Below are 25,163 nucleotides of genomic sequence, written 5' to 3'. Positions count from 1 at the left end.
ATCCGTATGGGACTGACCCTTAAAGCGCGTAGCTGCCTTGTGGGCGGCGGACGCAAAAATGGCGGCCAGCCTAACGAATTTGGCTGACAAACGCACTGTTGGAGGGCGAACTATCCGATACGCGACGTTTCCGTGTCGCGTTTACATATCTATTTTTCATACAGAGAACACGTATTCATCACAGCAAACCTGTGGCGAGGGGATTTATCCCCGTTGGACTGCGCAGCAGTCCCAAAGAATCCGAGCTGAAACTGCCTGACTGATCATGGTCGCTTGCATGGGGGCCGCTTCGCAGCCCAGCGGGGATAAATCCCCTCGCCACAACAGCGCTCAAAATTCTCATACGCCAGGAACGACAAAGGCCACCCGAAGGTGGCCTTTGTTGCTGGAGCTAAAAAGTCAGCCGAAGCTTACTTCTTCACTTCCCAGCCAGTCAGCTCGGCCAGGGCCTTGCCGATGTCTGCCAGCGAACGCACGGTTTTTACGCCTGCGTCTTGCAGCGCAGCGAATTTCTCGTCTGCAGTGCCTTTGCCGCCAGAGATGATTGCGCCAGCATGGCCCATGCGCTTGCCCGGAGGAGCAGTCACACCAGCGATGTAGGAAACAACCGGCTTGGTCACGTTAGCCTTGATGTAGGCAGCCGCTTCTTCTTCAGCCGAACCGCCGATCTCGCCGATCATCACGATCGCCTCGGTCTTCGGGTCTTCCTGGAACAGCTTCAGGATGTCGATGAAGTTCGAACCCGGGATCGGGTCACCGCCGATGCCGACGCAAGTCGACTGACCGAAACCGGCGTCAGTGGTCTGCTTCACAGCTTCGTAGGTCAGGGTGCCGGAACGCGAAACGATACCGACCTTGCCTGGCAAGTGAATGTGACCTGGCATGATGCCGATCTTGCATTCGCCTGGGGTGATCACGCCTGGGCAGTTAGGGCCGATCAGGACTACGCCCAGCTCGTCGCACTTAACCTTGGCGTCCAGCATGTCCAGGGTAGGAATGCCTTCGGTGATGCAGACGATCAGCTTGATGCCGCCGAATGCCGCTTCCAGGATCGAGTCCTTGCAGAACGGAGCCGGAACGTAGATCACGCTGGCGGTAGCGCCAGTGGCAGCTACTGCGTCTTTTACGGTGTTGAACACTGGCAGACCCAGGTGCTCGGTGCCGCCCTTGCCCGGAGTTACGCCACCAACCATCTTGGTGCCGTATTCGATGGCTTGCTGGGTGTGGAAACTACCTTGCGAACCGGTAATACCCTGGCAGATAACTTTGGTGTCTTTATTGATCAGGACGCTCATTATTTGCCCTCCGCAGCTTTGACAACTTGTTGAGCAGCGTCGGTCAGGCTGGTAGCAGCGATGATGTTCAAACCGCTTTCTGCCAGTACTTTAGCGCCCAGCTCAGCGTTGTTGCCTTCAAGGCGAACAACAACCGGGATTTTCACGCCGACTTCTTTCACGGCGCCGATGATGCCTTCGGCAATCATGTCGCAGCGAACGATGCCGCCGAAGATGTTGACCAGTACTGCCGCGACGTTCTGGTCGGACAGGATGATCTTGAACGCTTCAGTAACGCGTTCCTTGGTAGCGCCACCACCTACGTCGAGGAAGTTGGCCGGCTTGCCGCCATGCAGGTTGACGATGTCCATGGTGCCCATGGCCAGACCGGCACCGTTGACCATGCAACCGATGTTGCCTTCCAGCGCTACGTAGTTCAGTTCGAACTTGGCAGCGTGCGCTTCGCGCGGATCGTCCTGCGACGGATCGTGGAAAGCCTTCAGCTTAGGCTGACGGTACATGGCGTTGGCGTCGATGTTGATCTTCGCGTCGAGGCAGTGCAGATCGCCGTCAGCCTTGATCACCAGCGGGTTTACTTCCAGCAGAGCCAGGTCGTGGTCTTTGAACAGCTTGGCCAGACCTACGAAGATCTTGGCGAACTGAGTGACCTGCTTGCCTTCCAGACCCAGCTGGAATGCCAGCTCGCGACCCTGGGATGGCTGAGCGCCAACCAGTGGATCGATAGTGGCCTTGAGAATTTTTTCTGGAGTGTCGTGAGCGATTTTCTCGATGTCCACGCCACCTTCGGTGGAAGCCATGAACACGATGCGACGGCTCGAACGGTCAACGACAGCGCCCAGGTACAGCTCTTTAGCGATATCAGTGCACGATTCAACCAGGATCTTGGTGACTGGCTGGCCATTGGCGTCAGTCTGGTAAGTCACCAGACGCTTGCCCAGCCACTGCTGTGCGAAGGCTTTGGCGTCTTCTTTGCTGCGAACCAGCTTTACGCCGCCCGCTTTACCGCGACCACCGGCGTGAACCTGGGCTTTGACGACCCACTCGTTGCCGCCGATTTTGTCGCAAGCTTCTGCTGCTGCTTCCGGGGTGTCTACTGCGTAACCAGTGGAAACTGGCAGGCCGTATTCAGCGAACAGCTGCTTACCCTGATACTCGTGAAGATTCATGCTTTTTACCGTCTTCGTTAGGTACTGCGCATTCGGCGCTGCGCTCGTTTGAGTGCCGCGCCACCTGTGACTGCTGCTTGCGTAGCTGGGCTACGCAAGACTGCGTCCGGCGGACATTCCGCGGTGAGTCTTGCTCGCAAGGCTCACGACGGGCCGTTGCCGCCGTGGTTTCTTATTATGTCTTAACGCTTCTTGCGGTTGGCAATGTGAATGGCGCCGCCATTCACTGCCAGAGCAGCTTCGTGCAAGGCTTCGGACAGGGTCGGATGGGAGAAAACCATCATGCCCAGGTCTTCAGCGCTGGTGCCGAATTCCATACCGATCGCGCCCTGCTGAACCAGTTCTGCAGCGCTCGGGCCAATCACGTGCACGCCCAATACGCGGTCGGTCTTCGCATCGGCGATGACCTTGACGAAACCACCGGTATCGTTGGCAGCCATGGCACGGCCGGAAGCGGCGAACGGGAAGGTGCCGACGTTGACTTCAACGCCTTCGGCCTTCAGCGCCTGCTCGGTTTTGCCAACCCACGCGATTTCCGGGTGAGTATAAATAACCGAAGGGATCAAATCATAGTTCATCTGAGCCTTGTGGCCTTTGATGCGCTCGACAACCATGATGCCTTCTTCCGAAGCCTTGTGGGCCAGCATCATGCCGCGAACCACGTCACCGATGGCGAAGACGCCCGGTACAGCTGTGACGCAATGGTCATCGACCGCGATGAAACCGCGCTCGTCGATTTCCACGCCGCAGTCGGCAGACAGCAGATCAGTGGTCACCGGACGGCGACCAACGGCTACGATCAGCTTGTCGAAAGTGATGGTCTGTTCGCCGTTGGCATCGGTGTAGTTGACGACGACTTCTTCGCCGTTGACTTTCGAACCGGTAACGCGAGCGCCCAGCTTGATGTCCAGGCCCTGTTTGGTCAGGGTTTTCAGCGCTTCCTTGGAAACGGCGGTGTCCGCTGCCATCAGGAAAGTGTCCAGTGCTTCGAGAACAGTCACTTCTGCACCCAGACGCGACCATACCGAACCCAGTTCCAGACCGATCACGCCAGCGCCGATCACGCCCAGACGTTTAGGTACGGACTGGAATTCCAGAGCGCCAGTCGAATCGACGATGACTTTCTGGTCAACCGGAGCCGGTGGAATGTCGATCGGACGCGAACCTGGCGCGAGAATGACGTTTTCCGCTTCGATGACTTCAACCGAACCGTCCGGCTTGGTGACTTCGACTTTCTTGCCGGCCAGCAGCTTGCCGTGGCCCTGGATCGAAGTAACGCCGTTGGCCTTGAACAGGGTGGCAACGCCGCCGGTCAGGTTCTTGACGATGCCAGCCTTGCGGCCAACCATCGCAGCGACGTCCATTTTGACTTCGCCGGTCGAGATACCGTGAACGTTGAAGCTCTCTTTGGCTTCCTTGTATTTCCACGAGCTGTCGAGCAGCGCCTTGGAAGGAATGCAACCTACGTTCAGGCAGGTACCGCCCAGGGCTTGCTTGCCCTCTGCGTCGGTGTACTTCTCGATGCAGGCAGTGGTCAGGCCCAACTGAGCAGCCTTGATGGCCGCTACATAGCCACCAGGGCCGGCACCGATCACTACTACGTCAAATTTCTGCGACATTCAAAAAATCCTCTTTAGCAATAAAGCTACAAGCCGCAAGCTCCAAGCTGCAAGCCCACCCGCTCGCCCTGAGCTTGAGGCTTGTAGCTGAAAGCTTGCAGCTGCTTTTTAGATATCCAGCAACAGACGAGCCGGATCTTCCAGCAGGTTCTTGATGGTCACCAGGAAGGTCACAGCTTCTTTGCCATCGATCAGACGGTGATCGTAGGACAGAGCCAGGTACATCATCGGACGGATCACGACCTGACCGTTGATGGCCATCGGACGCTGGATGATGTTGTGCATGCCCAGAATCGCTGCCTGCGGCGGGTTGACGATCGGCGTCGACATCATCGAACCGAAGGTACCACCGTTGGTGATGGTGAAGGTACCACCGGTCATCTCGTCCATCGACAGTTTGCCGTCACGGGCTTTCTTGCCAAATGTTGCGATGCCGCCTTCGATTTCAGCCAGGCTCATCAGCTCGGCGTTACGCAGAACCGGTACCACCAGGCCACGGTCGCTGGAAACGGCAACGCCGATGTCTGCGTAGCCGTGGTAAACGATGTCGCCGCCGTCGATCGACGCGTTGACAGCCGGGAAGCGTTTCAGCGCTTCAGTGGCCGCTTTCACGAAGAACGACATGAAGCCCAGGCGTACGCCGTTGTGGGACTTCTCGAACAGGTCCTTGTACTTCGAACGCAGCGCCATGACTTCGGTCATGTCGACTTCGTTGAACGTGGTCAGCATCGCCATGTTCGACTGGGCTTCAACCAGACGCTTGGCCACGGTGGCACGTACGCGAGTCATCGGTACGCGCTTCTCGATGCGGTCGCCGGCAGCGAACACAGGCGCAGCAGCCGAAGGAGCAGCAGCCTTGGCAGGTGCGGCAGCCGGAGCGGCTTTCTTGGCAGCAACCGCTGCTACCACGTCTTCCTTGGTCACACGACCGCCCTTGCCGGTGCCGGCAACGGAAGCGATGTTGATGCCGTTTTCTTCAGCCAGCTTGCGCGCGGCAGGAGCGGCGATCGGGTCATCTTCGCCATCGGCAGCAGCTGGTGCGGCAGCGGCAGTAGCGGCCGGAGCAGCAGCTGGTGCGGCAGCGGCAGTAGCGGCCGGAGCAGCAGCGGCGGCAGGAGCGGCAGCAGCAGCGCCGCCCTCTTCGATCGAGCCCAGGACCTGGTTCGACAGAACGGTAGCGCCCTCTTCGGCAACGATTGCGCCCAGCACGCCGTCTGCTTCAGCCAACACTTCGAGCACGACTTTGTCGGTTTCGATGTCGACGATCAGGTCGTCACGCTTGACGGCCTCACCTGGTTTCTTGTGCCAGGTGGCAACGGTGCCATCGGCAACCGATTCCGGGAATGACGGGGCTTTGATTTCGATAGCCATTATCTGTGGGTCCTTAAAATTCGGTTTCAGTCAGCGCGAAGGCGTTAAACAGTGAAAGCATCTTGCAGCAGTTTTTCCTGCTGCTCGGCGTGCATCGATGCGTAACCACAAGCTGGCGCAGCCGAAGCCTCACGGCCCGCGTACTCAAGTACGAGAGTCTTGTCGAGGTTGGCGATGCTGCGACGCAAGTGATGCTGGCTGCAGTACCAGGCACCCTGGTTCATCGGCTCTTCCTGACACCAAACGGCGTGTTTGACGTTGGTGTACGGAGCCAGGACTTCTTTCAAGTCGTCCTCAGGGAACGGATACAGCTGCTCGATACGCACGATGGCGATATCTTCGCGGCCTTCGGCACGGCGTTTTTCCAGCAGGTCGTAGTAGACCTTGCCGCTGCACAGAACCACGCGCTCGACCTTTTTCGGGTCCAGTGCGTCGATTTCCGGGATCACGGTCTGGAACGAACCTTCGGCCAGATCTTCCAGCGTCGAGATGGCCAGCTTGTGGCGCAGCAGCGACTTCGGCGTCAGCACGACCAGCGGCTTGCGCAGCGGACGGATCACCTGACGACGCAGCAAGTGGTAGATCTGCGCTGGCGTGGTCGGCATGCACACCTGAATGTTGTGCTCGGCGCACAGCTGCAGGTAACGCTCAAGACGAGCCGAGCTGTGCTCAGGGCCTTGGCCTTCGTAACCGTGTGGCAGCAGCATGGTCAGACCGCAGAGACGGCCCCACTTGTGCTCGCCGCTGGTGATGAACTGGTCGATCACGACCTGAGCACCGTTGGCGAAGTCGCCGAACTGGGCTTCCCAGATCACCAGCGCGTTTGGCGTGGTGGTCGAGTAACCGTATTCGAATGCCAGTACCGCTTCTTCCGAGAGGAACGAGTCGTACAGGTCGAAACGTGGCTGACCGTCGTACAGGTTCTGCAGCGGAATGTAGGTGCCCGCGTCTTTCTGGTTGTGCAACACAGCGTGACGGTGCGAGAACGTACCGCGGCCGATGTCCTGACCGGTCATGCGGATCGGGTGACCTTCGAACGCGAGGGTCGCGTACGCCATGGTTTCAGCGTAACCCCAGTTGATCGGCAGGCCGCCGGCTTGCATCTTCTGACGGTCTTCGTAGATCTTCGCGACCTGGCGCTGAACGACGAAGCCTTCCGGAATTTCCAGCAGCTTGGCGGACAGCTCTTGCAGGGTCTTCAGATCGAAACGCGTGTCGTGACGCGCAGTCCAGGCGTGGCCCAGGTACGGACGCCAGTCGACGAACAGCTCTTTGTTCGGCTCTTTGACCAGCGATTTCACTACGTGCAGACCGTTGTCCAGCGCGTTGCGGTATTCGTCGACCTTGGCCTGAACGCGTTCAGCGTCAAGCACACCGGCCTGAGTCAGGCGATCAGCGTACAGCTCACGGGTGGTGCGCTGCTTGGTGATCTGCTGATACATCAGTGGCTGGGTGCCGCTTGGCTCGTCGGCCTCGTTGTGGCCGCGACGACGGTAGCAGACCAGATCGATCACCACGTCACGCTTGAACTGCATGCGGTAGTCGATGGCCAGTTGGGTCACGAACAGCACGGCTTCCGGATCATCGCCATTCACATGGAGGATCGGCGCCTGGATCATCTTGGCGACGTCGGTGGCGTACTCGGTGGAACGCGAGTCCAGCGGGTTGCTGATGGTGAAACCGACCTGGTTGTTGATCACGATGTGCACGGTACCGCCGGTCTTGAAACCGCGGGTCTGCGACATCTGGAAGGTTTCCATGACCACGCCCTGACCGGCAAATGCCGCGTCACCGTGGATGGAGATCGGCAGTACCTTCTCACCGGTCAGGTCGTTGCGACGGTCCTGACGGGCGCGCACCGAACCTTCGACAACCGGGGAAACGATTTCCAGGTGGGACGGGTTGAACGCCATGGCGAGGTGAACTTCACCGCCGGTGGTCATCACGTTGGACGAGAAGCCCTGGTGGTATTTGACGTCACCGGAACCGAGCTCGACCTTCTTCTTGCCTTCGAACTCGTCGAACAGCTCGCGCGGGTTCTTGCCGAAGGTATTGACCAGAACGTTCAGACGGCCACGGTGGGCCATGCCGATGACGACTTCCTTGGTGCCGTACGAGCCGGAACGCTGGATCAGTTCGTCGAGCATCGGAATCAGGCTTTCGCCGCCTTCCAGACCGAAACGCTTGGTGCCCGGGTATTTGGTACCGAGGTATTTTTCCAGGCCTTCACCGGCAGTCACGCGCTCAAGCAGGTGGCTCTTGATGTCGGCGGAGTACGTCGGACGGCCACGCACGCTTTCCAGACGCTGCTGGAACCACTGGCGCTGCTCGGAATCGGTGATGTGCGTGAATTCAGCGCCGATGGTGCGGCAATATGTCTGCTGCAACGCTTCGTGAATTTCGCGTAGGCTCGCTTCCTCTTTGCCGATGAACAGGTCGCCGGCACGGAAGGTCGTATCAAGATCGGCATTGGTCAAGCCGTAATGATTGATCGACAGGTCTGCAGGTGCAGGACGCTGCCACAGCCCCAGCGGGTCAAGCTGGGCTGCCTGGTGGCCACGCATACGGTAGGCCTGGATCAATCGCAGCACTTCAACTTGCTTCTTCTCGTGCTCACTGCTCACGCTGCCGGCGGAAACCGGTTGGGCGCGGCGCTGGTTCTTTGCCAGCAGCACGAAATGATCGCGAATCGTCGAGTGCGAAACATCAGTGGCAGAGTTGCCGTCGGCGGGCAACTTCTGAAAGTAGGTGCGCCACTCTTCTGGCACAGCGTTAGGGTCGTGCAGGTAGAGCTCATAAAGCTCTTCCACATAGGCAGCGTTTCCACCTGAAAGGTAGGCGCTGTTCCACATGCGCTGCATCACGCTTTCTTGCATGCTTGGTCACCCTCGGTTAGGGGAACACCATCGGTGTCGACACCGAGCAAACTTGCAGAAGTCCGAATGCAGCGACTAAAACAAGCCACCTAGGATCACACTGATAGTCCGGGTACCAGCCCGGATGCCCCTGCTTGTCTCATTTCTTCAAAAGAAGAGCTGCAGCTTATGGCTACTGCTCTGGTTATAGCCATGACGCGGGTTGAAGCCCGCGCCACAGCCTCTACGGTGCAACGGTTACAGCAGCTGAATCACACGCCGCTCGAAAGCAGCATGTTACGGATGTGACCGATGGCCTTAGTCGGGTTCAGGCCTTTCGGACATACGTTGACGCAGTTCATGATGCCCCGGCAGCGGAAAACGCTGAACGGGTCGTCAAGTGAAGCCAGACGCTCGCTGGTCTTGGTGTCGCGACTGTCTGCCAGGAAGCGGTAGGCTTGCAGCAGCGCAGCAGGACCCAGGAACTTGTCCGGGTTCCACCAGAAGGACGGGCAAGAGGTCGAGCAGCAGGCGCACAGGATGCACTCGTACAGACCGTCGAGCTTTTCGCGCTCTTCTGGCGACTGCAGACGCTCGATGGCCGGAGCCGGCGTGTCGTTCTGCAGGTAAGGCTTCACCTTCTCGTATTGCTTGTAGAAGATGCTCATATCGACGACCAGGTCACGGATAACCGGCAAACCTGGCAGCGGACGAACGATCAGCTTGTTGCCTTTTACAACGGCAGACAGCGGCGTGATACAGGCCAGACCGTTCTTGCCGTTGATGTTCATGCCGTCGGAGCCGCAGACGCCTTCACGGCAGGAGCGACGATAGGAGAAACCTTCGTCCTGCTCTTTGATCAGGGCCAGCACGTCCAGCACCATCAGGTCTTTACCACCGGTATCGACCTGGAAATCCTGCATGAACGGCGCGGCGTCCTGATCAGGGTTGTAGCGATAAACACTGACTTGCAACATGGCGGTCACCCTTAATAAGTCCGGACTTTAGGTTCGAAAGTCGGAACAGTCTTCGGCGAGAAGTTCACGGCACGCTTGGTGACGCGCTTGTCACCCGGGAAGTACAGGGTGTGGCACAGCCAGTTTTCGTCATCACGGTCTTCGAAGTCTTCACGGGCGTGAGCGCCGCGGGACTCTTTACGTACTTCGGCCGCGATGGCGGTAGCTTCAGCCACTTCCAGCAGGTTCTGCAGTTCCAGCGCTTCGATACGTGCAGTGTTGAACGCTTGCGACTTGTCGTTGATCTTCACGTTGGCGATACGCTTGCGCAGATCGGCCAGCTGAGCGATGCCCTTCTGCATGTATTCGCCGGTACGGAATACACCGAAGTAGTTCTGCATGCAGCTTTGCAGCTCGCGACGCAGGGTGGCAACGTCTTCACCGTCGGTACGGTTGTTCAGCGCGTTCAGACGCGACAGTGCAGCTTCGATGTCGGACTCGGTAGCGTCGTCGTATTCGATGCCATCGGTCAACGCCTTTTCCAGGTGCAGGCCGGCAGCGCGACCGAAGACCACCAGGTCGAGCAGCGAGTTGCCGCCCAGACGGTTCGCACCGTGTACCGATACGCAAGCCACTTCGCCTACCGCGAACAGGCCAGGGATGATCTGGTCCTGACCTTCGGCGTTCTGGGTGATCGCCTGGCCATGAATGTTGGTGGCAACGCCGCCCATCATGTAGTGGCAGGTCGGCACAACCGGAACCGGAGCAACTACCGGGTCAACGTGGGCGAAAGTCTTCGACAGTTCGCAGATGCCTGGCAGACGGCTGTGCAGCACTTCCTCGCCCAGGTGGTCGAGCTTGAGCATTACGTGGTCGCCATTCGGACCGCAACCGTTGCCGGCGATGATTTCCTTAACCATCGAACGGGCAACCACATCACGACCTGCAAGGTCTTTCGCGTTCGGAGCATAACGCTCCATGAAACGCTCGCCGTGCTTGTTGATCAGGTAACCACCTTCACCACGGCAACCTTCGGTAACCAGTACACCGGCGCCGGCGATGCCGGTCGGGTGGAACTGCCACATTTCGATGTCTTGTACCGGCACGCCAGCACGCAGAGCCATGCCGACGCCGTCACCGGTGTTGATCAGGGCGTTGGTGGTGGACGCGTAGATACGGCCCGCACCGCCAGTGGCCAGAACGGTGGCCTTGGCACGGATGTAGGAGGTTTCGCCGGTTTCGATGCAGATCGCGATCACACCAACGAATTCGCCTTCCTGGTTTTTTACCAGATCAACAGCGTAGTACTCGTTGAGGAACGTGGTACCGGCTTTCAGGTTGCCCTGATAAAGGGTGTGCAGCAGCGCGTGACCGGTACGGTCGGACGCAGCGCAAGTACGTGCAGCCTGACCGCCCTTGCCGTAGTCCTTGGACTGGCCACCGAACGGACGCTGGTAGATGCGGCCTTGCTCGGTACGCGAGAACGGCAGACCCATGTGGTCCAGCTCGAAAACAGCGGCCGGGCCTTCCTGGCACATGTATTCGATAGCGTCCTGGTCACCGATGTAGTCGGAACCCTTGACGGTATCGTACATGTGCCAGCGCCAGTCATCGTTCGGGTCGGCGGAAGCGATGGCGCACGTGATGCCGCCCTGTGCGGACACAGTGTGCGAACGGGTCGGGAAAACCTTGGTGATCACCGCAGTCTTGTGGCCGCCCTGTGCCAGCTGCAGCGCAGCGCGCATGCCGGCACCGCCACCACCAATAATGATGGCGTCGAAAGAAATCGTTGGAATGTTAGCCATGAATCAGATACCCCAGAGAATCTGCACACCCCAGACGAAGTAAGCGAACATCGCAACGCCGCATACTGCCTGGAAAAGGAAACGTATCGCCGTTGCGGACTTGCCGAACGCCATTGGCGTCAGGTAGTCGGTCGCGATGGTCCACATGCCGACCCAGGCGTGAGCGCCCAGAGCAACAAGGGCCAGCAGGCTGAAAATACGCATTCCGTTGTGAGCGAACAGTTCATGCCACTGGGCATACTCGAGGCCAGGGTTGGCGACGATGTATCCGATCAGAAAGATGAAGTAAGCCGCGAGAACGACCGCAGACACACGCTGTGCCATCCAGTCATAGAGGCCCGAACGCGACAGGTTAGTGACGTTAGTTACCATATCCAGACTCCTGCCAGAACGATTACCACCACGGAAACGGCGATAACGATTTTCGAGCCCAGTTTGCCGCCTTCCAGCGTCTCACCGATGCCCATGTCCATGATCAAGTGGCGCACACCGGCTACCAGGTGATACAGCAGAGCGGACAGGATGCCCCAAATCACTAGCTTGGCTAGCGGACTGGTCAGACACGCTTTCACCTGACCGAAGCCTTCCTCGGAGCTCAGCGACTTGTCCAATGCGTAAAGCATGATGGCAAGGCACACGAAGAGGATGACACCGGAGATACGGTGAAGAATGGACGTGTAAGCAGTGACTGGGAGTTTGATGGTCCTTAGGTCTAGGTTTACAGGTCGTTGGCTTTTCACGGCTTTTTTTTCACACTGAAGAGCCCCTAACAATCAGGGCAAAGTTGTTGGGGAGTGCACTGGTCAGGTAACCACCACCCAGGGATGCGACCCCCAATGAAAGCAAGCCCAAAAGCCCTTGGCGGTCGGTGGCCGAGTATAGACAGTTAGGCTACTAATGACAACGCGTTCACCTACCCCCAATAGCGGATTGCACAAGTTGCATAAAAGGCGTAAATGGCAGGCAATTTCGAGGAAAAAGTCGGCTTAAAGCCTTCTGGAGCAAGACTTTAGGCAAATTGACATTCGAATTTATCTCACTATAGTGGTGCGGGCCCTGCGTGGGGGGTCTGTCTGATGGTTCAAGCATAAATAGGAGGCCACATGGCTGACAAAAAAGCGCAGTTGATCATCGAGGGCGCAGCCCCCGTCGAGCTGCCCATTTTAACCGGCACCGTTGGTCCCGATGTAATCGATGTTCGGGGCCTGACGGCCACGGGCCGCTTCACTTTCGACCCGGGTTTCATGTCGACCGCTTCGTGCGAATCGAAAATTACCTATATCGACGGCGACAACGGCATTTTGTTGCACCGCGGCTACCCGATCGAACAGCTGGCTGAAAAGTCGGACTACCTGGAAACCTGCTACCTGCTGCTCAACGGCGAATTGCCGACCGCAGAACAGAAGGCCCAGTTCGTCAGCACCGTGAAGAACCACACCATGGTTCACGAGCAGCTGAAAACCTTCTTCAACGGTTTCCGTCGCGACGCCCACCCGATGGCCGTCATGTGCGGTGTAGTCGGCGCCCTCTCGGCCTTCTACCACGACTCCCTGGACATCAATAACCCGCAGCATCGCGAAATTTCCGCGATCCGTCTGGTTGCGAAGATGCCGACCCTGGCAGCGATGGTTTACAAGTACTCCATGGGCCAACCCATGATGTACCCGCGCAACGATCTGACTTACGCGGAAAACTTCCTGCACATGATGTTCAACACCCCGTGCGAGATCAAACCGATCAGCCCGGTACTCGCCAAGGCCATGGACCGGATCTTCATCCTCCACGCCGACCACGAGCAGAACGCTTCGACCTCCACCGTGCGTCTGGCCGGCTCTTCGGGTGCCAACCCGTTCGCCTGCATCGCCGCCGGTATCGCCGCACTGTGGGGTCCTGCCCACGGCGGTGCGAACGAAGCCGTGCTGACCATGCTCGACGAGATTGGCGATGTGTCGAACATCGACAAGTTCATCGCCAAAGCCAAGGACAAGAACGATCCGTTCAAGTTGATGGGCTTCGGTCACCGCGTCTACAAGAACCGCGACCCTCGCGCGACTGTCATGAAGCAGACCTGCGACGAAGTGCTGAAGGAACTGGGCATCAACAACGATCCGCAACTCGAACTGGCCATGCGCCTGGAAGAGATCGCGTTGACCGACCCGTACTTCATCGAGCGCTCGCTGTACCCGAACGTCGACTTCTATTCGGGGATCATCCTCAAGGCGATCGGCATTCCGACCAGCATGTTCACGGTGATTTTCGCCCTGGCGCGTACTGTGGGCTGGATTTCGCACTGGAAAGAAATGCTTTCGAGCCCGTACAAGATTGGCCGTCCGCGCCAGCTGTACACCGGTTACGAGTCGCGTGACATTACCAAGCTGGAAGATCGCAAATAAGGGTTTTTCTTTTTTGTGATGGTTTAGTGGTGTGTCAGGAACGGCCTCTTATATAGAGGCCGTTTTTGTTTGTGGTTTCAGCGGCCTTCGGACCGACTGGTTCTTGGATTTTGGGGGCATATCCGTTGCTGCGGGTGCTGCCGCTGGCGGTTTCGCTCTTACAGCGAGTCACCTTTTCCAAACGCCAAAAAGGTAACCCAAAAGGCTTTGCCCCGGCGTACGGCCCGCTCGCTGGGGCTCGGGGTACCTTCGTTACGGGACCGATCCGGTAACGAAGCCTGCCGAAAGGGCAAAAGATCAAAAGCAAAGGCCAAAGCCAGATCAAGAGCCCCTCACCCTAGCCCTCTCCCAAAGGGAGAGGGGACTGACCGAGGTGTTTGGGCGAAACACGCCGACTTGCGATACCGAGTCGAATGCAGGTTTTGAACACCACACAAATCGGCTCCCTCTCCCTCGGGAGAGGGCTGGGGTGAGGGGCGAATCCACCGAAAATCTCAAGCCATGCGACGCTTCTAACCACTCAACAATGAGCGCAAGCTCGAGTGCTTTTGATCTTGATCCACGGGCGACGTCGGAAGGCTGAGTGGAGGGATTGATCCGGGCGTGGGAGCGCAGCGACCGTCTGGCGCAGCCAGACACAGCGGAAGGAGGTGCAGCGAAGCAAACCGGAGCCGCTGCGCCCGGATCGATCCCGCAGCGAAGGGACCCGAGCCTGCGAGGGCCGAACGCAGGAGCAAGCCTTTTGGGTTACCTTTTTGGCGTTTGAAAAAGGTGACTCGCCGTAAGGGCGAAACCCTAAGCAGCCGTTACCGCAGCAACGGATATACACACCAAACCAACCAATAACCGCCCACAAAAAAAACGCCCCAATCTCTCAATCAGGGCGTTTTCTTGCAGCTTGCAGCTTACAACTGATCTCTTAGTGCGAAACCGCCCCACTCGCCCCCAACCCGGTCTGCGAACGCACAAACTGCGGGAAGAACAGCGCCCGCTCGTTATCCGCAGCCGCCGACTTGTCGGTAATCGAGAAGAACCAGATCCCGATGAACGCAATCATCATCGAGAACAGCGCCGGATATTCGTAAGGGAAGATCGCCTTCTCGTGATGCAGAATCTGCACCCAGATGGTTGGGCCGAGGATCATCAGACCAACAGCACTGACCAGACCCAGCCAGCCACCAATCATCGCGCCGCGAGTGGTCAGCTTCTTCCAGTACATCGAAAGCAGCAGCACAGGGAAGTTGCAGCTCGCCGCGATGGAGAACGCCAGGCCGACCATGAACGCAATATTCTGGCTTTCGAACAGAATGCCCAGACCAATCGCCAGCACCGCCAGGGCGATGGTGGTGATCTTCGACACGCGAATCTCATCTTTCTCGTTGGCCTTGCCCTTCTTGATCACACTGGCGTACAGGTCGTGAGAAACCGCCGAAGCACCCGCCAGCGTCAGACCGGCTACCACAGCCAGAATGGTTGCGAACGCCACTGCCGAGATGAAGCCAAGGAAGATGCTGCCGCCCACCGCGTTGGCCAGGTGCACCGCCGCCATGTTGTTGCCGCCGAGCAAGGCGCCCGCTGCATCCTTAAAGGCCGGGTTGGTGCTGACGAGCAGGATCGCGCCGAAGCCGATGATGAAAGTCAGGATGTAGAAGTAGCCAATGAAACCGGTAGCGTACAGCACGCTCTTGCGCGCTTCTTTTGCGTCACTCACGGTGAAGAAGCGCATCAGAATGTGCGGCAGGCCAGCGGTGCCGAACATCAGCGCCAGACCCAGCGAGAATGCCGAGATCGGATCCTTCACCAGACCGCCGGGGCTCATGATCGCTTCGCCCTTGGCGTGAACCTTGATCGCTTCGGAGAACAGCGTGTTGAAGTCGAAGCCCACGTGCTTCATCACCATCAGCGCCATGAACGAGGCACCGGACAGCAGCAGCACTGCCTTGATGATCTGCACCCAAGTGGTCGCGAGCATGCCGCCGAACAGCACGTACATGCACATCAGCACGCCGACCAGGATCACCGCAACGTGGTAATCGAGGCCGAACAGCAGCTGGATCAGCTTGCCGGCACCGACCATTTGCGCGATCAGGTAGAACGCCACCACCACCAGCGAACCGCAGGCGGACAGGGTGCGAATCTGGGTTTGCCCGAGGCGGTAGGACGCCACGTCGGCAAAGGTGTATTTACCCAGGTTGCGCAGGCGTTCGGCGATCAGGAACAGAATGATCGGCCAGCCCACGAGGAAGCCGATCGAGTAGATCAGGCCGTCGTAGCCGGAGGTGAACACCAGCGCGGAGATCCCCAGGAAGGACGCCGCCGACATGTAGTCGCCAGCGATCGCCAGGCCGTTCTGGAAACCGGTGATCTTGCCGCCCGCCGCGTAGTAGTCGGCGGCCGAATTGTTTTTCTTCGAAGCCCAGTAGGTGATGTACAACGTCGCGCCGACGAAGGCCACGAACATCAGGATCGCCGGAATGTTCAGCGGCTGTTTGGCCACCTCCCCCGTCAACGCGTCAGCCGCCCAGACACTCGGCGCGAAAGCCGCAACACTCAATAGAGCCAGTAGACGCCGGATCATTGCTGAGCCTCCTTGAGAATCGCATTGTTCAGGTCGTCGAACTCGCCATTGGCGCGGCGCACGTAGATGCCGGTCAGGACGAAGGCTGAAATGATCAGGCCGACACCGATCGGGATGCCCCAGGTGATCGAGGATTCAGGACTGAGTTTCGCCCCGAGCACGTGCGGCCCGTATGCGATCAGCAGGATGAATGCGGAGTACAGCCCGAGCATGATTGCCGAGAGAATCCAGGCGAATCGTTCCCTTTTCTGAACCAGCTCCTTGAATCGGGGACTGTTTTGAATCGAGAGGTAAATGCTGTCGTTCATTGTTTTTATCCTCGCAGCACAAATTATTGTTGGAACGTAGCTAATGTATGCGGCTGCGAGAGAGGTTCCAGACGACCTTAGTAGTAGATGGCCATGATGTTCTGGCCATTTTCAAGCACACACAAAAACAACTGTGGGAGCGAGCCTGCTCGCGAAGGCGTCGTATCAGTCGATATTGCATCAACTGACAGATTGCATTCGCGAGCAGGCTCGCTCCCACAGGGGTGTGGCGGTGTTTAAATTATTTGGTCCAGTCAGCTACACGATCCGGGTGTTTGGCCACCCAGTCCTTGGCCGCTGCATCAGGCTTGGCGCCGTCCTGAATCGCCAGCATGACCTCGCCGATTTCGTCTTTCGAGGCCCACTGGAAGTTTTTCAGGAACTTGGCCACTTCCGGCGCCTTGGCGTCCAGGCCTTTGCTGCCGATGCTGTTCACGGTTTCAGCCTGGCCATACACGCCTTTCGGGTCGTCGAGGAAGCGCAGTTTCCACTTGGCGAACATCCAGTGCGGCACCCAACCGGTGACGGCGATGGATTCGTTCTTCTTCTCGGCGCGGGTCAGCTCGGCAATCATGCCGGCGCCGGAACTGGCCTTGAGGCTGTATTTGTCCAGGCCGTAATCCTTGATCGCCTGATCGGTCTTGAGCATTACGCCTGAACCGGCGTCGATGCCAACAATGCGGTTTTTGAAGGTATCGTCGGTTTTCAGGTCTTCGATCGATTTGGCTTTGACGTACTCCGGCACGATCAGGCCGATCTTCGCGTCCTTGAAGTTCGGGCCGTAATCGACGACCTGATCCTTGTTTTTCGTCCAATAGTCACCGTGGGTCACGGGTAGCCAGGCCGAGAGCATCGCATCGAGTTTGCCGGTGGCCACGCCCTGCCACATGATCCCGGTGGCGACGGCTTGCAGCTTCACGTCATAACCGAGCTTCTGTTTGATCACTTCGGCCGCCACGTGGGTGGTCGCGACGCTGTCGGACCAGCCGTCAACGTAACCGATGTTCAGGGTCTGTTTTTCAGCGTTGGCGAAAGTGGAACTCATCGCAAGCACCAAAGCGGCACCTGCGCCTAAAAGTCGTCGCATCTTCATCGTTTACTTCCCCGAAATGCTGCGCCCGACGGATGCCGGGCATCGTCAACGTATTGTTATGGTGCACAGCGCCCCCATCACGCCGGACCTCACACACCGAACATCAGCCGATTTTTCAAAAAGGGTACTGATGGTTTGATCATCAACCTCAAGCGGCCGGCGACCTGCTCTGTCAGCGACCTCAAGGCAGCGAGAAACGACATCAGAAAGCCATTAATCAAGCGAGATTAATTGACGCCAGACAATCCGCCCGAACTTTGCATGTACAACGCCAGCGAGCCACCTGCCCTTTCATAAATGCAGGTAACATGCGTCGCTTTGCAGCCACTCGGCCTGACTATGTCCGCAACGTCCCGATTTCCTTTTCTGCCTTATCTGTTCGCCTGCCTGCTCGGGCTGTTGGCCCTTGGCGGTTTCTGGTATGGCCTCGGCCAACCGGTGATCCTGCCGGACGCCGCGACGCCGACGCACAAGTTGCAATGCGCCTCCTACACACCGTTCGACAAAGACCAATCGCCGTTCGACGTGCCGTTCAAATTGCGCCCCGAGCGCATGGACGCCGACCTCGCGCTGCTGGCGACGCGCTTTGAATGCATCCGCACCTACTCGATGACCGGCCTCGACGCCCTGCCCGATCTGGCGCGCAAGCACGGTCTGAAGTTGATGATCGGCGCCTGGGTCAATAGCAACCCCGTCGATACCGAGCAGGAAGTCGACCTGCTGATCAAATCGGCCAATGCCAACCCCGACGTGGTCACCGCCGTAATCGTCGGCAACGAAGCGCTGCTGCGCAAAGAGGTCACTGGCGCGCAACTGGCCCGGCTGATCAACAAGGTAAAAAGCCAGGTCAAGCAACCGGTGACCTACGCCGATGTTTGGGAATTCTGGCTCAAGCACCCGGAAGTCGCGCCGGCTGTGGATTTTCTGACCATCCACCTGCTGCCGTACTGGGAAGACGATCCGTCGAATATCGACGTGGCGCTGCGGCATGTGGCGGATGTACGTCAGGTGTTCGGCAACAAGTTCGCGCCCAAGGACGTGATGATCGGCGAAACCGGTTGGCCCAGCGAAGGCCGCCAGCGCGAAACCGCCGTGCCGAGCCGGGTCAACGAGGCGAAATTCATTCGTGGATTCGTGGCGATGGCCGAGCAGGAAGGCTGGCGTTACAACCTGATCGAAGCCTTTGATCAACCGTGGAAGCGCGGCAGTGAAGGCGCGGTCGGCGGCTACTGGGGGCTGTTCGATGCGGATCGGCAGGACAAAGGCGTGCTCGCCGGACCGGTGAGCAATGTGCCGTACTGGAAAGAATGGCTGGCAGTCGGTGCTTTGATTTTCCTCGGCACGCTGATCCTTGGTGGACGCGTGCGCACCACTCGTTCGGCGTTGCTGCTACCGCTGCTGGGCGCGGTCGCAGCGTGCTCGATTGGCGCCTGGGGCGATCTGGCTCGATTGACCACACGGTTTGCCGGTGAATGGCTGTGGGTCGGCTTGCTGACCGGGTTGAATCTGTTGGTGCTCGCGCATGCCGCGCTGACGTTGAGCGCACGCAGCGGTTGGCGCGCGCGAGCATTCGATTTGCTCGAGCGTCGCGCCGGCTGGCTGGTCGCGGTGGCCGGTTTTGCCGCGGCGGTGATGATGCTGGAAATGGTCTTCGACCCGCGCTATCGCAGTTTCGCCAGCATGGCGTTCGTCCTCCCGGCGCTGGTCTACCTGTGCCGCCCGGTAAGCGTGCCGCGTCGGGAGGTTGCTCTGCTGACCTTTATCGTTGGCGCGGGGATTGCACCGCAGTTGTATCAGGAAGGGATGCTGAATCAGCAGGCGTGGGGCTGGGCGCTGGTCAGTGGATTGATGGTGGTGGCGTTGTGGCGCTGTCTGCGGGTTCGCAAGGCCTGATTTCAGCGCTTTCGAAATCGCCATCGCTGGCAAGCCAGCTCCCACAGGATTTCTGCTGCACACAAATGTTGTGTTCACCTCAATCCCTGTGGGAGCGGGCTTGCCCGCGATGACTGACTGTCAGGCGCTGCGGGACTCGCGGACCAGGCGCAATCCGGCAATCACCACCGCAAATACCGCTAATGTGGTGTTGTACAACGCCAGCGCCGGCAGGCCGAACACCAGCGCCAGCACCGCCAGCCACCACCCTGCCCGTCCCGGCAATACAAACGCCAATACCGCCGCGCCCACCGCCGCCCAGCCCAGCACCTTGAAATGAATCATCAGCCCCAGGTTCGACCGCACCACGCATTCCCAACGGCCGGCGTCGTCGACACAGATGCCCACCCACTGCCCGTCTTCCATGAAGCCATAGCGCGCGGCATAACTGCCGGCCAGCCACAGCGGCAACAAAACGAGCAGCACAATAACGGGCAAGCGGCGGGACATGGAGCACTCCAATCTGCGGAAATCGGCGGCCAGCTTAATCTGCCGACCGGCATTCGCAAGCACTAACAACTGTTAACTGTTCAGCGAGCCCTTGCAACGTGTATCGTCCAGCTACTATTACCCCGAATTCCGCCTGTTTGGTGCCGCAGCATGGCACTTTGGCGCACGGCCGGTGGTCATAGCCTGCGAACTTCAATCGGCACCTTCCTCTAAGGGATCTAGTCATGCTCCGTTCCTTGCGCTTCGCCGCGCTGTTCAGCGGCCTTATCTTGAGTGCGTCCGCGCTGGCGGTGGATATCGACGCCGCCAGCTATGGCTACCCGCTGACCAACCCGTTCGAGGCGACGATCGCCACGACACCACCGGACCTGCGTCCGGAGCTGCCGCTGGACGACGACATCAATCAATCGGACCGCAGCCTCACCCTGCGCCCGGAGCGTGAATTCCAACTGCCGGACAATTTCTGGGCAGTGAAGAAACTCACTTACCGCATCGCCACGCAGGACAAACCGGCGCCGCTGATCTTCCTGATTGCCGGCACCGGCGCGCGCTTTGACAGCACGCTCAACGAATACCTGAAAAAGCTGTATTACAAGGCCGGCTACCACGTCGTGCAGTTGTCCTCGCCGACCAGCTTCGACTTCATCAGCGCCGCCTCGCGTTTCGCCACGCCGGGCGTGACCAAGGAAGATGCCGAAGACATGTACCGGGTGATGCAGGCCGTGCGGGCGCAGAACCCGAAGCTGCCGGTCACCGAGTATTACCTGACCGGCTACAGCCTCGGCGCCCTCGATGCCGCGTTCGTCGCGCATCTGGACGAAACGCGCCGCAGCTTCAACTTCAAGAAAGTCCTGCTGCTCAACCCGCCGGTCAACCTATACACCTCGGTGACCAACCTCGACAAGCTGGTACAAACCGAGGTCAAGGGCATCAACAACAGCACCACGTTCTACGAACTGGTACTGACCAAGCTGACCCGCTACTTCCAGCAGAAAGGCTACATCGACCTCAACGATGCGCTGCTGTACGACTTCCAGCAGTCCAAACAGCACCTGACCAACGAACAGATGGCCATGCTCATCGGCACGTCGTTCCGCTTTTCGGCAGCCGACATTGCCTACACCTCGGACCTGGTCAACCGTCGCGGTCTGATTACCCCGCCGAAATTCCCGATCACCGAAGGCACCAGCCTCACGCCGTTCCTCAAGCGTGCGCTGCAATGCGATTTCGACTGCTACATCACCGAACAGGTCATTCCGATGTGGCGCGCGCGCACCGACGGCGGCAGCCTGCTGCAACTGATCGATCAGGTCAGCCTGTATGCGCTCAAGGACTACCTGCACGACAGCCCGAAAATCGCCGTCATGCACAACGCCGACGACGTCATCCTCGGCCCTGGCGACTTGGGCTTCCTGCGTAAAACCTTCGGTGATCGCCTGACCGTTTATCCACTGGGCGGCCACTGCGGCAACCTTAACTACCGCGTCAACAGCGACGCCATGCTGGAGTTCTTCCGTGGCTAAATATCTCCTGCTGATTGCAGCGTTCCTCTGTGCAGGCGTGGCCCAGGCCGACAACAGTAAAGCCGATGCACCGGTGGTGGTCGACAGCGATGGCTTCAAGCAGCCGCTGACCAAACTCAAGTTCAACCCGGGCCTGGATCAGCGCGAATTCGAACGCTCCACGCTCAATGCGCTGAACGTCTATGACCCGCTGGAATCGTGGAACCGCCGGGTTTACCACTTCAACTACCGCTTCGACCAGTGGGTGTTCCTGCCAGTGGTCGATGGCTATCGCTACATCACGCCAAGCTTCGTGCGTACCGGGGTGAGCAACTTCTTCAACAACATTGGCGACGTGCCGAACCTGGTCAACAGCCTGCTGCAGTTCAAGGGCCAGCGCTCGATGGAAACCACTGCGCGCCTGCTGCTCAACACCACGATCGGCATCGCCGGTCTGTGGGATCCGGCAACCGCCATGGGCCTGCCGCGCCAGAACGAGGACTTCGGGCAGACTCTGGGCTTCTATGGCGTACCGGGCGGCGCCTACTTCGTACTGCCGATCTTCGGCCCGTCGAACATCCGCGACACCGCAGGTTTGGCCGTGGATTACACCGCCGACACTGCGATCAACTTCCTCAATGTCGCGGAAGTCAGCTCCAATCACCCGGAAGTCTGGGCCTTGCGTGCGATCGACAAGCGCTACCAGACCAGCTTCCGCTACGGCCAGATGAACTCGCCGTTCGAGTACGAAAAAGTGCGGTACGTGTATACCGAAGCGCGCAAGTTGCAGATCGCTGAGTAAATCGGCTGCCGCAAAACACTGTGGGAGCGAGCCTGCTCGCGAACGCGGAGTTTCAGTCAACATCGATGTTGACTGAACTACCGCATTCGCGAGCAGGCTCGCTCCCACATTTGTTATGTGTTGCTGATTAACCCTTCAGCGCTTTCCAGAGCTTGCCTACGACCGAAACCACCGCCAACACCACCGCCCCGGCAATTATTCCCGCAACACCATTGAGCAACATCGGCACGGCGAACCCGGCGCTCCCTGCCGCTGCGCCAACACCTTCGATCCAGTGATGCAGCACCGGCACGCCGTGGGTCAGGATGCCGCCGCCGACCAGGAACATCGCCGCCGTGCCGACCACCGACAGGGTTTTCATCATGTACGGCGCGGCGCTGAGAATGCCGCCGCCGATCTTTTTCGCCATCTGCCCGGGCTTCTGCGTCAGCCACAGCCCCAGGTCGTCGAGCTTGACGATGCCCGCCACCAAACCGTAAACGCCCACGGTCATGACAATGGCTATGCCGGACATGACGACCACTTGCTGGGTCAGCGAGGCATCTGCCACGGTGCCGAGGGTGATGGCGATGATTTCTGCCGAGAGAATGAAGTCGGTGCGGATCGCGCCTTTGATCTTGTCCTTTTCGTACGCCACCAGATCGGTCGCCGGATCGGCCACTGCTTCGGTCAACTGTGCGTGTTCTGCCTCGTCTTCCTCTTTGCTGTGCAGAAACTTGTGCGCGAGTTTTTCAAAACCCTCGAAACACAGGTACGCGCCGCCGACCATCAACAGCGGCGTCACCAGCCAAGGCACAAAGGCGCTGATTGCCAGCGCCGACGGCACGAGGATCAGTTTGTTGACGAACGAGCCCTTGGCCACCGCCCACACCACGGGAATTTCCCGCTCGGCGCGCACGCCCGATACCTGCTGGGCATTGAGCGCCAGATCATCACCGAGCACTCCGGCGGTCTTCTTCGCGGCCATCTTGGTCATCAACGCAACGTCATCCAGAACGGTGGCGATGTCATCGATCAGCACCAGCAAACTGCTTCCTGCCATGAATCCTGTTTCCTTCTGTGTATGAATGTTGCCAAGCATAACGCGACCGCCGGCCACAGGCTGCATTGTTGAGCGCCGCTCAAGGCCGGTGCTACCATGCGCCACCGCCAGAACAGGCAAGGAACCACCGGGTTTATGAGCACAATCCGCGAGCGTAACAAAGAACTGATCCTGCGCGCCGCCAGCGAAGAGTTTGCCGACAAGGGCTTCGCGGCGACCAAAACCAGCGACATCGCCGCCAAGGCGGGATTGCCCAAGCCCAACGTCTACTACTACTTCAAATCCAAGGAAAACCTCTATCGCGAGGTGCTGGAAAGCATCATCGAGCCGATTCTGCAGGCCTCGACCCCGTTCAACCCGGACGGTGTGCCGAGCGAGGTGCTGAGCGGCTACATCCGCTCGAAGATCCGCATCTCCCGCGACCTGCCCTACGCCTCCAAGGTGTTCGCCAGCGAAATCATGCACGGCGCCCCGCACCTGAGCGCTGACCTGGTAGAGCAGCTCAACGCCCAGGCCAAACACAACATCGCCTGCATCCAGAGCTGGATCGACCGCGGCCAGATCGCCCCGATCGACCCCAACCACCTGATGTTCAGCATCTGGGCCGCGACCCAGACCTACGCCGACTTCGACTGGCAGATTTCCGCGGTGACCGGGAAAGACAAGCTTGATGAAGCCGATTATGAAGCGGCGGCGCAGACGATTATCCGGTTGGTGTTGAAGGGGTGTGAGCCGGATCGGTGAGATCGGGGGAACCGCTTCGCGAGCCTGCTCGCGAATGGCCGCAACGCAGATCTCAACTCATAACCAGATCGAATCCCACAACGGATAGTCGCCAAGGCTTTTGACCAGCCCTGCCCGCAATGGGTTGGCAATGACATACCTAGCCATCTTCACCAGATTCTCCTCTTTACGCAGTGCCCGGTCATGGAAGCCAGGTTGCCAAAGGCTGGACTTTCTACCGGTCGAAAGCGTTACCGCTTTGGTGCTGAGGGATTTAGTTCGCTGCATCAATTCGCCGAGCGAGCCACTCTTCAATTCAATCAGCCAGTGAAAATGATCTGGCATTACGACCCAAGCCAGAGAATTGGCCAATCCCGTTTCCTCAGCTGCCCGAAATTGGTTTACAAGCAATCTGCCCAGGAAGAAATCGCTGAATACGGGTTCTCTCCCGGCGGTATTGGCGGTCAGAAGGTAAATGCGGTTGTGTTCTGAATAGCGTCCGATGCGCAAGCGATGTGAAGCAGATAAACCCGGCATTCCGTTGCCTTCTCATATGTTGATCATGAGAAGGCTAGCCGTGGAGATGGCAAAGGGAGCGTCAGACTTTTAGCAAGATGTGTAGCGCAGATCGTATTCGCGAGCAGGCTCGCTCCCACAGTGGGCTTCAGGTGTTCAGACATTTTGTGTCCAACCCTGATCCAATGGGGGAGCGAGCCTGCTCGCGAAAGCGGTTATTCAGACACTGACATTCAACCAACCACCCCACCATCCGCCCTCAAATCCAGCGCCTCCACCGCTCTGATCGCCACCTGCTCATCCACATCCGACAAATCCCCACTGACCCCGATCGCGCCCAGCACCTCACCGGCCTGGTTGCGAATCAACACGCCACCCGGGGCCGGCACAACGCTGCCCTGCCCCATGCTGTTCAACGAAGAAAAAAACGCCGGGCGTTGTTGCGCGTCCTGGGCGAGCAGGCGTGAGCCCTTACCGAGAGCGATGGCGCCCCAGGCTTTGCCGATGGCGATGTCCGGGCGCAGCAGGCTGGCGCCGTCTTCGCGTTGCAGGGCGATCAGGTGGCCGCCGTTATCGAGTACCGCGATGGTCAGCGGTGCGGCGTTGATGCCGCGTCCAGCGTTGATGGCTTCGCTGACCAGGTTGACTGCGACTTTCAAGGTTAAAGCGCTCATGGTGCCGTCCTCATTTTGTTATAGGGAAAGTCGTGGGACCGCGCGTTTGTGCCGCAGTCCGATGCCACAAATAGAACACAATG

General features: G+C 58.8%; 21 protein-coding genes. 5 read left to right on the top strand and 16 right to left on the bottom strand.

The window, feature by feature from the left end:
• Positions 1-410 precede the first annotated feature (410 nt).
• The 9 genes from sucD to sdhC all read right to left on the bottom strand — a co-directional run bounded on the left by sucD (position 411) and on the right by sdhC (position 11,807).
• Positions 411-1,295, bottom strand: a complete 885-nt coding sequence (gene sucD / locus AB4O45_RS21245) for a succinate--CoA ligase subunit alpha (protein WP_016773680.1) — start codon at positions 1,293-1,295, stop codon at positions 411-413.
• The gene (gene sucC, locus AB4O45_RS21240) at positions 1,295-2,461 is read right to left on the bottom strand and encodes an ADP-forming succinate--CoA ligase subunit beta (RefSeq protein ID WP_016773679.1); all 1,167 of its coding nucleotides are present in this window, start codon (positions 2,459-2,461) and stop codon (positions 1,295-1,297) included. The genes sucD and sucC overlap by 1 nt, the downstream gene beginning before the upstream one ends.
• A 182-nt stretch (positions 2,462-2,643) precedes the next feature.
• The gene (lpdA, locus tag AB4O45_RS21235; RefSeq protein ID WP_016773678.1) at positions 2,644-4,080 is read right to left on the bottom strand and encodes a dihydrolipoyl dehydrogenase; all 1,437 of its coding nucleotides are present in this window, start codon (positions 4,078-4,080) and stop codon (positions 2,644-2,646) included.
• A 108-nt stretch (positions 4,081-4,188) separates the two neighbouring features.
• Positions 4,189-5,451, bottom strand: a complete 1,263-nt coding sequence (gene odhB / locus AB4O45_RS21230) for a 2-oxoglutarate dehydrogenase complex dihydrolipoyllysine-residue succinyltransferase (RefSeq protein WP_460160500.1) — start codon at positions 5,449-5,451, stop codon at positions 4,189-4,191.
• Between the two features lie 44 nt (positions 5,452-5,495).
• Positions 5,496-8,327, bottom strand: coding sequence for a 2-oxoglutarate dehydrogenase E1 component (locus AB4O45_RS21225; RefSeq protein WP_041479560.1), 2,832 nt, complete (start codon positions 8,325-8,327; stop codon positions 5,496-5,498).
• 251 nt (positions 8,328-8,578) lie between these two features.
• Entirely contained in the window at positions 8,579-9,283 is a 705-nt protein-coding gene (locus AB4O45_RS21220) for a succinate dehydrogenase iron-sulfur subunit (protein WP_016773675.1), read from the bottom strand.
• Positions 9,284-9,294: 11 nt separating this feature from the next.
• Positions 9,295-11,067 carry a succinate dehydrogenase flavoprotein subunit gene (gene sdhA, locus AB4O45_RS21215; RefSeq protein WP_024012149.1) on the bottom strand — a complete coding sequence of 591 codons (1,773 nt, stop codon included), beginning with the start codon at positions 11,065-11,067 and terminating at the stop codon, positions 9,295-9,297.
• A gap of 3 nt (positions 11,068-11,070) precedes the next feature.
• Complete coding sequence (gene sdhD / locus AB4O45_RS21210; RefSeq protein WP_008049683.1) at positions 11,071-11,439, bottom strand: succinate dehydrogenase, hydrophobic membrane anchor protein; 369 nt, start codon at positions 11,437-11,439, stop codon at positions 11,071-11,073.
• Positions 11,433-11,807, bottom strand: a complete 375-nt coding sequence (gene sdhC / locus AB4O45_RS21205) for a succinate dehydrogenase, cytochrome b556 subunit (RefSeq protein ID WP_016773673.1) — start codon at positions 11,805-11,807, stop codon at positions 11,433-11,435. The genes sdhD and sdhC overlap by 7 nt, the downstream gene beginning before the upstream one ends.
• Positions 11,808-12,170: 363 nt before the next feature.
• Between sdhC and gltA the strand changes: the two genes are divergently transcribed.
• Positions 12,171-13,460 (top strand): citrate synthase, encoded by a 1,290-nt coding sequence (gene gltA / locus AB4O45_RS21200; protein WP_003222994.1) that lies wholly within the window; start codon positions 12,171-12,173, stop codon positions 13,458-13,460.
• A 919-nt stretch (positions 13,461-14,379) separates the two neighbouring features.
• Here gltA and AB4O45_RS21195 read toward each other — a convergent pair.
• The 3 genes from AB4O45_RS21195 to AB4O45_RS21185 form a co-directional block, all read right to left on the bottom strand.
• The gene (locus tag AB4O45_RS21195; RefSeq protein ID WP_016771015.1) at positions 14,380-16,038 is read right to left on the bottom strand and encodes a cation acetate symporter; all 1,659 of its coding nucleotides are present in this window, start codon (positions 16,036-16,038) and stop codon (positions 14,380-14,382) included.
• Positions 16,035-16,346, bottom strand: coding sequence for a DUF485 domain-containing protein (locus AB4O45_RS21190; protein ID WP_016771016.1), 312 nt, complete (start codon positions 16,344-16,346; stop codon positions 16,035-16,037). The genes AB4O45_RS21195 and AB4O45_RS21190 overlap by 4 nt, the downstream gene beginning before the upstream one ends.
• 241 nt (positions 16,347-16,587) lie before the next feature.
• A complete protein-coding gene (locus tag AB4O45_RS21185) occupies positions 16,588-17,439 on the bottom strand; it encodes a glycine betaine ABC transporter substrate-binding protein (protein WP_056783890.1) in 852 nt (283 codons plus the stop codon).
• A gap of 297 nt (positions 17,440-17,736) precedes the next feature.
• Between AB4O45_RS21185 and AB4O45_RS21180 the strand changes: the two genes are divergently transcribed.
• Positions 17,737-19,332: a glycoside hydrolase family 17 protein gene (locus AB4O45_RS21180; RefSeq protein ID WP_460160499.1), complete on the top strand. Its 1,596-nt coding sequence runs from the start codon at positions 17,737-17,739 to the stop codon at positions 19,330-19,332.
• Positions 19,333-19,452: 120 nt separating this feature from the next.
• Here the strand turns inward: AB4O45_RS21180 and AB4O45_RS21175 are convergent, their stop codons facing one another.
• The gene (locus AB4O45_RS21175; protein WP_150741304.1) at positions 19,453-19,821 is read right to left on the bottom strand and encodes a hypothetical protein; all 369 of its coding nucleotides are present in this window, start codon (positions 19,819-19,821) and stop codon (positions 19,453-19,455) included.
• A gap of 224 nt (positions 19,822-20,045) precedes the next feature.
• On the opposite strand from AB4O45_RS21175, the gene AB4O45_RS21170 reads away from it, so the two are divergent.
• Positions 20,046-21,344 carry a serine/threonine protein kinase gene (locus tag AB4O45_RS21170; RefSeq protein ID WP_258707793.1) on the top strand — a complete coding sequence of 433 codons (1,299 nt, stop codon included), beginning with the start codon at positions 20,046-20,048 and terminating at the stop codon, positions 21,342-21,344.
• On the top strand, positions 21,337-22,125 hold the full coding sequence (locus AB4O45_RS21165; protein WP_041479602.1) for an MlaA family lipoprotein: 789 nt from the start codon (positions 21,337-21,339) through the stop codon (positions 22,123-22,125). Before AB4O45_RS21170 ends, AB4O45_RS21165 begins: the two co-directional genes overlap by 8 nt.
• A gap of 127 nt (positions 22,126-22,252) precedes the next feature.
• On the opposite strand, the gene AB4O45_RS21160 is transcribed toward AB4O45_RS21165, so the two are convergent.
• Positions 22,253-23,167, bottom strand: a complete 915-nt coding sequence (locus AB4O45_RS21160; RefSeq protein WP_310215026.1) for a DUF808 domain-containing protein — start codon at positions 23,165-23,167, stop codon at positions 22,253-22,255.
• Positions 23,168-23,302: 135 nt separating this feature from the next.
• On the opposite strand from AB4O45_RS21160, the gene AB4O45_RS21155 reads away from it, so the two are divergent.
• Positions 23,303-23,911: a TetR/AcrR family transcriptional regulator gene (locus tag AB4O45_RS21155; RefSeq protein WP_041479604.1), complete on the top strand. Its 609-nt coding sequence runs from the start codon at positions 23,303-23,305 to the stop codon at positions 23,909-23,911.
• A gap of 57 nt (positions 23,912-23,968) precedes the next feature.
• On the opposite strand, the gene AB4O45_RS21150 is transcribed toward AB4O45_RS21155, so the two are convergent.
• Together AB4O45_RS21150 and AB4O45_RS21145 are read right to left on the bottom strand one after the other, a co-directional pair.
• Entirely contained in the window at positions 23,969-24,427 is a 459-nt protein-coding gene (locus AB4O45_RS21150) for an REP-associated tyrosine transposase (RefSeq protein WP_460142902.1), read from the bottom strand.
• A gap of 212 nt (positions 24,428-24,639) precedes the next feature.
• Entirely contained in the window at positions 24,640-25,080 is a 441-nt protein-coding gene (locus tag AB4O45_RS21145; protein WP_460142901.1) for a GlcG/HbpS family heme-binding protein, read from the bottom strand.
• Between the last annotated feature and the right edge of the window lie 83 nt (positions 25,081-25,163).

The organism is Pseudomonas sp. S2_B10 (assembly GCF_054668425.1).
The sequence above is the reverse complement of the archived record's forward strand: the minus strand, read 5'-3'. Positions and strand labels throughout refer to the sequence as shown.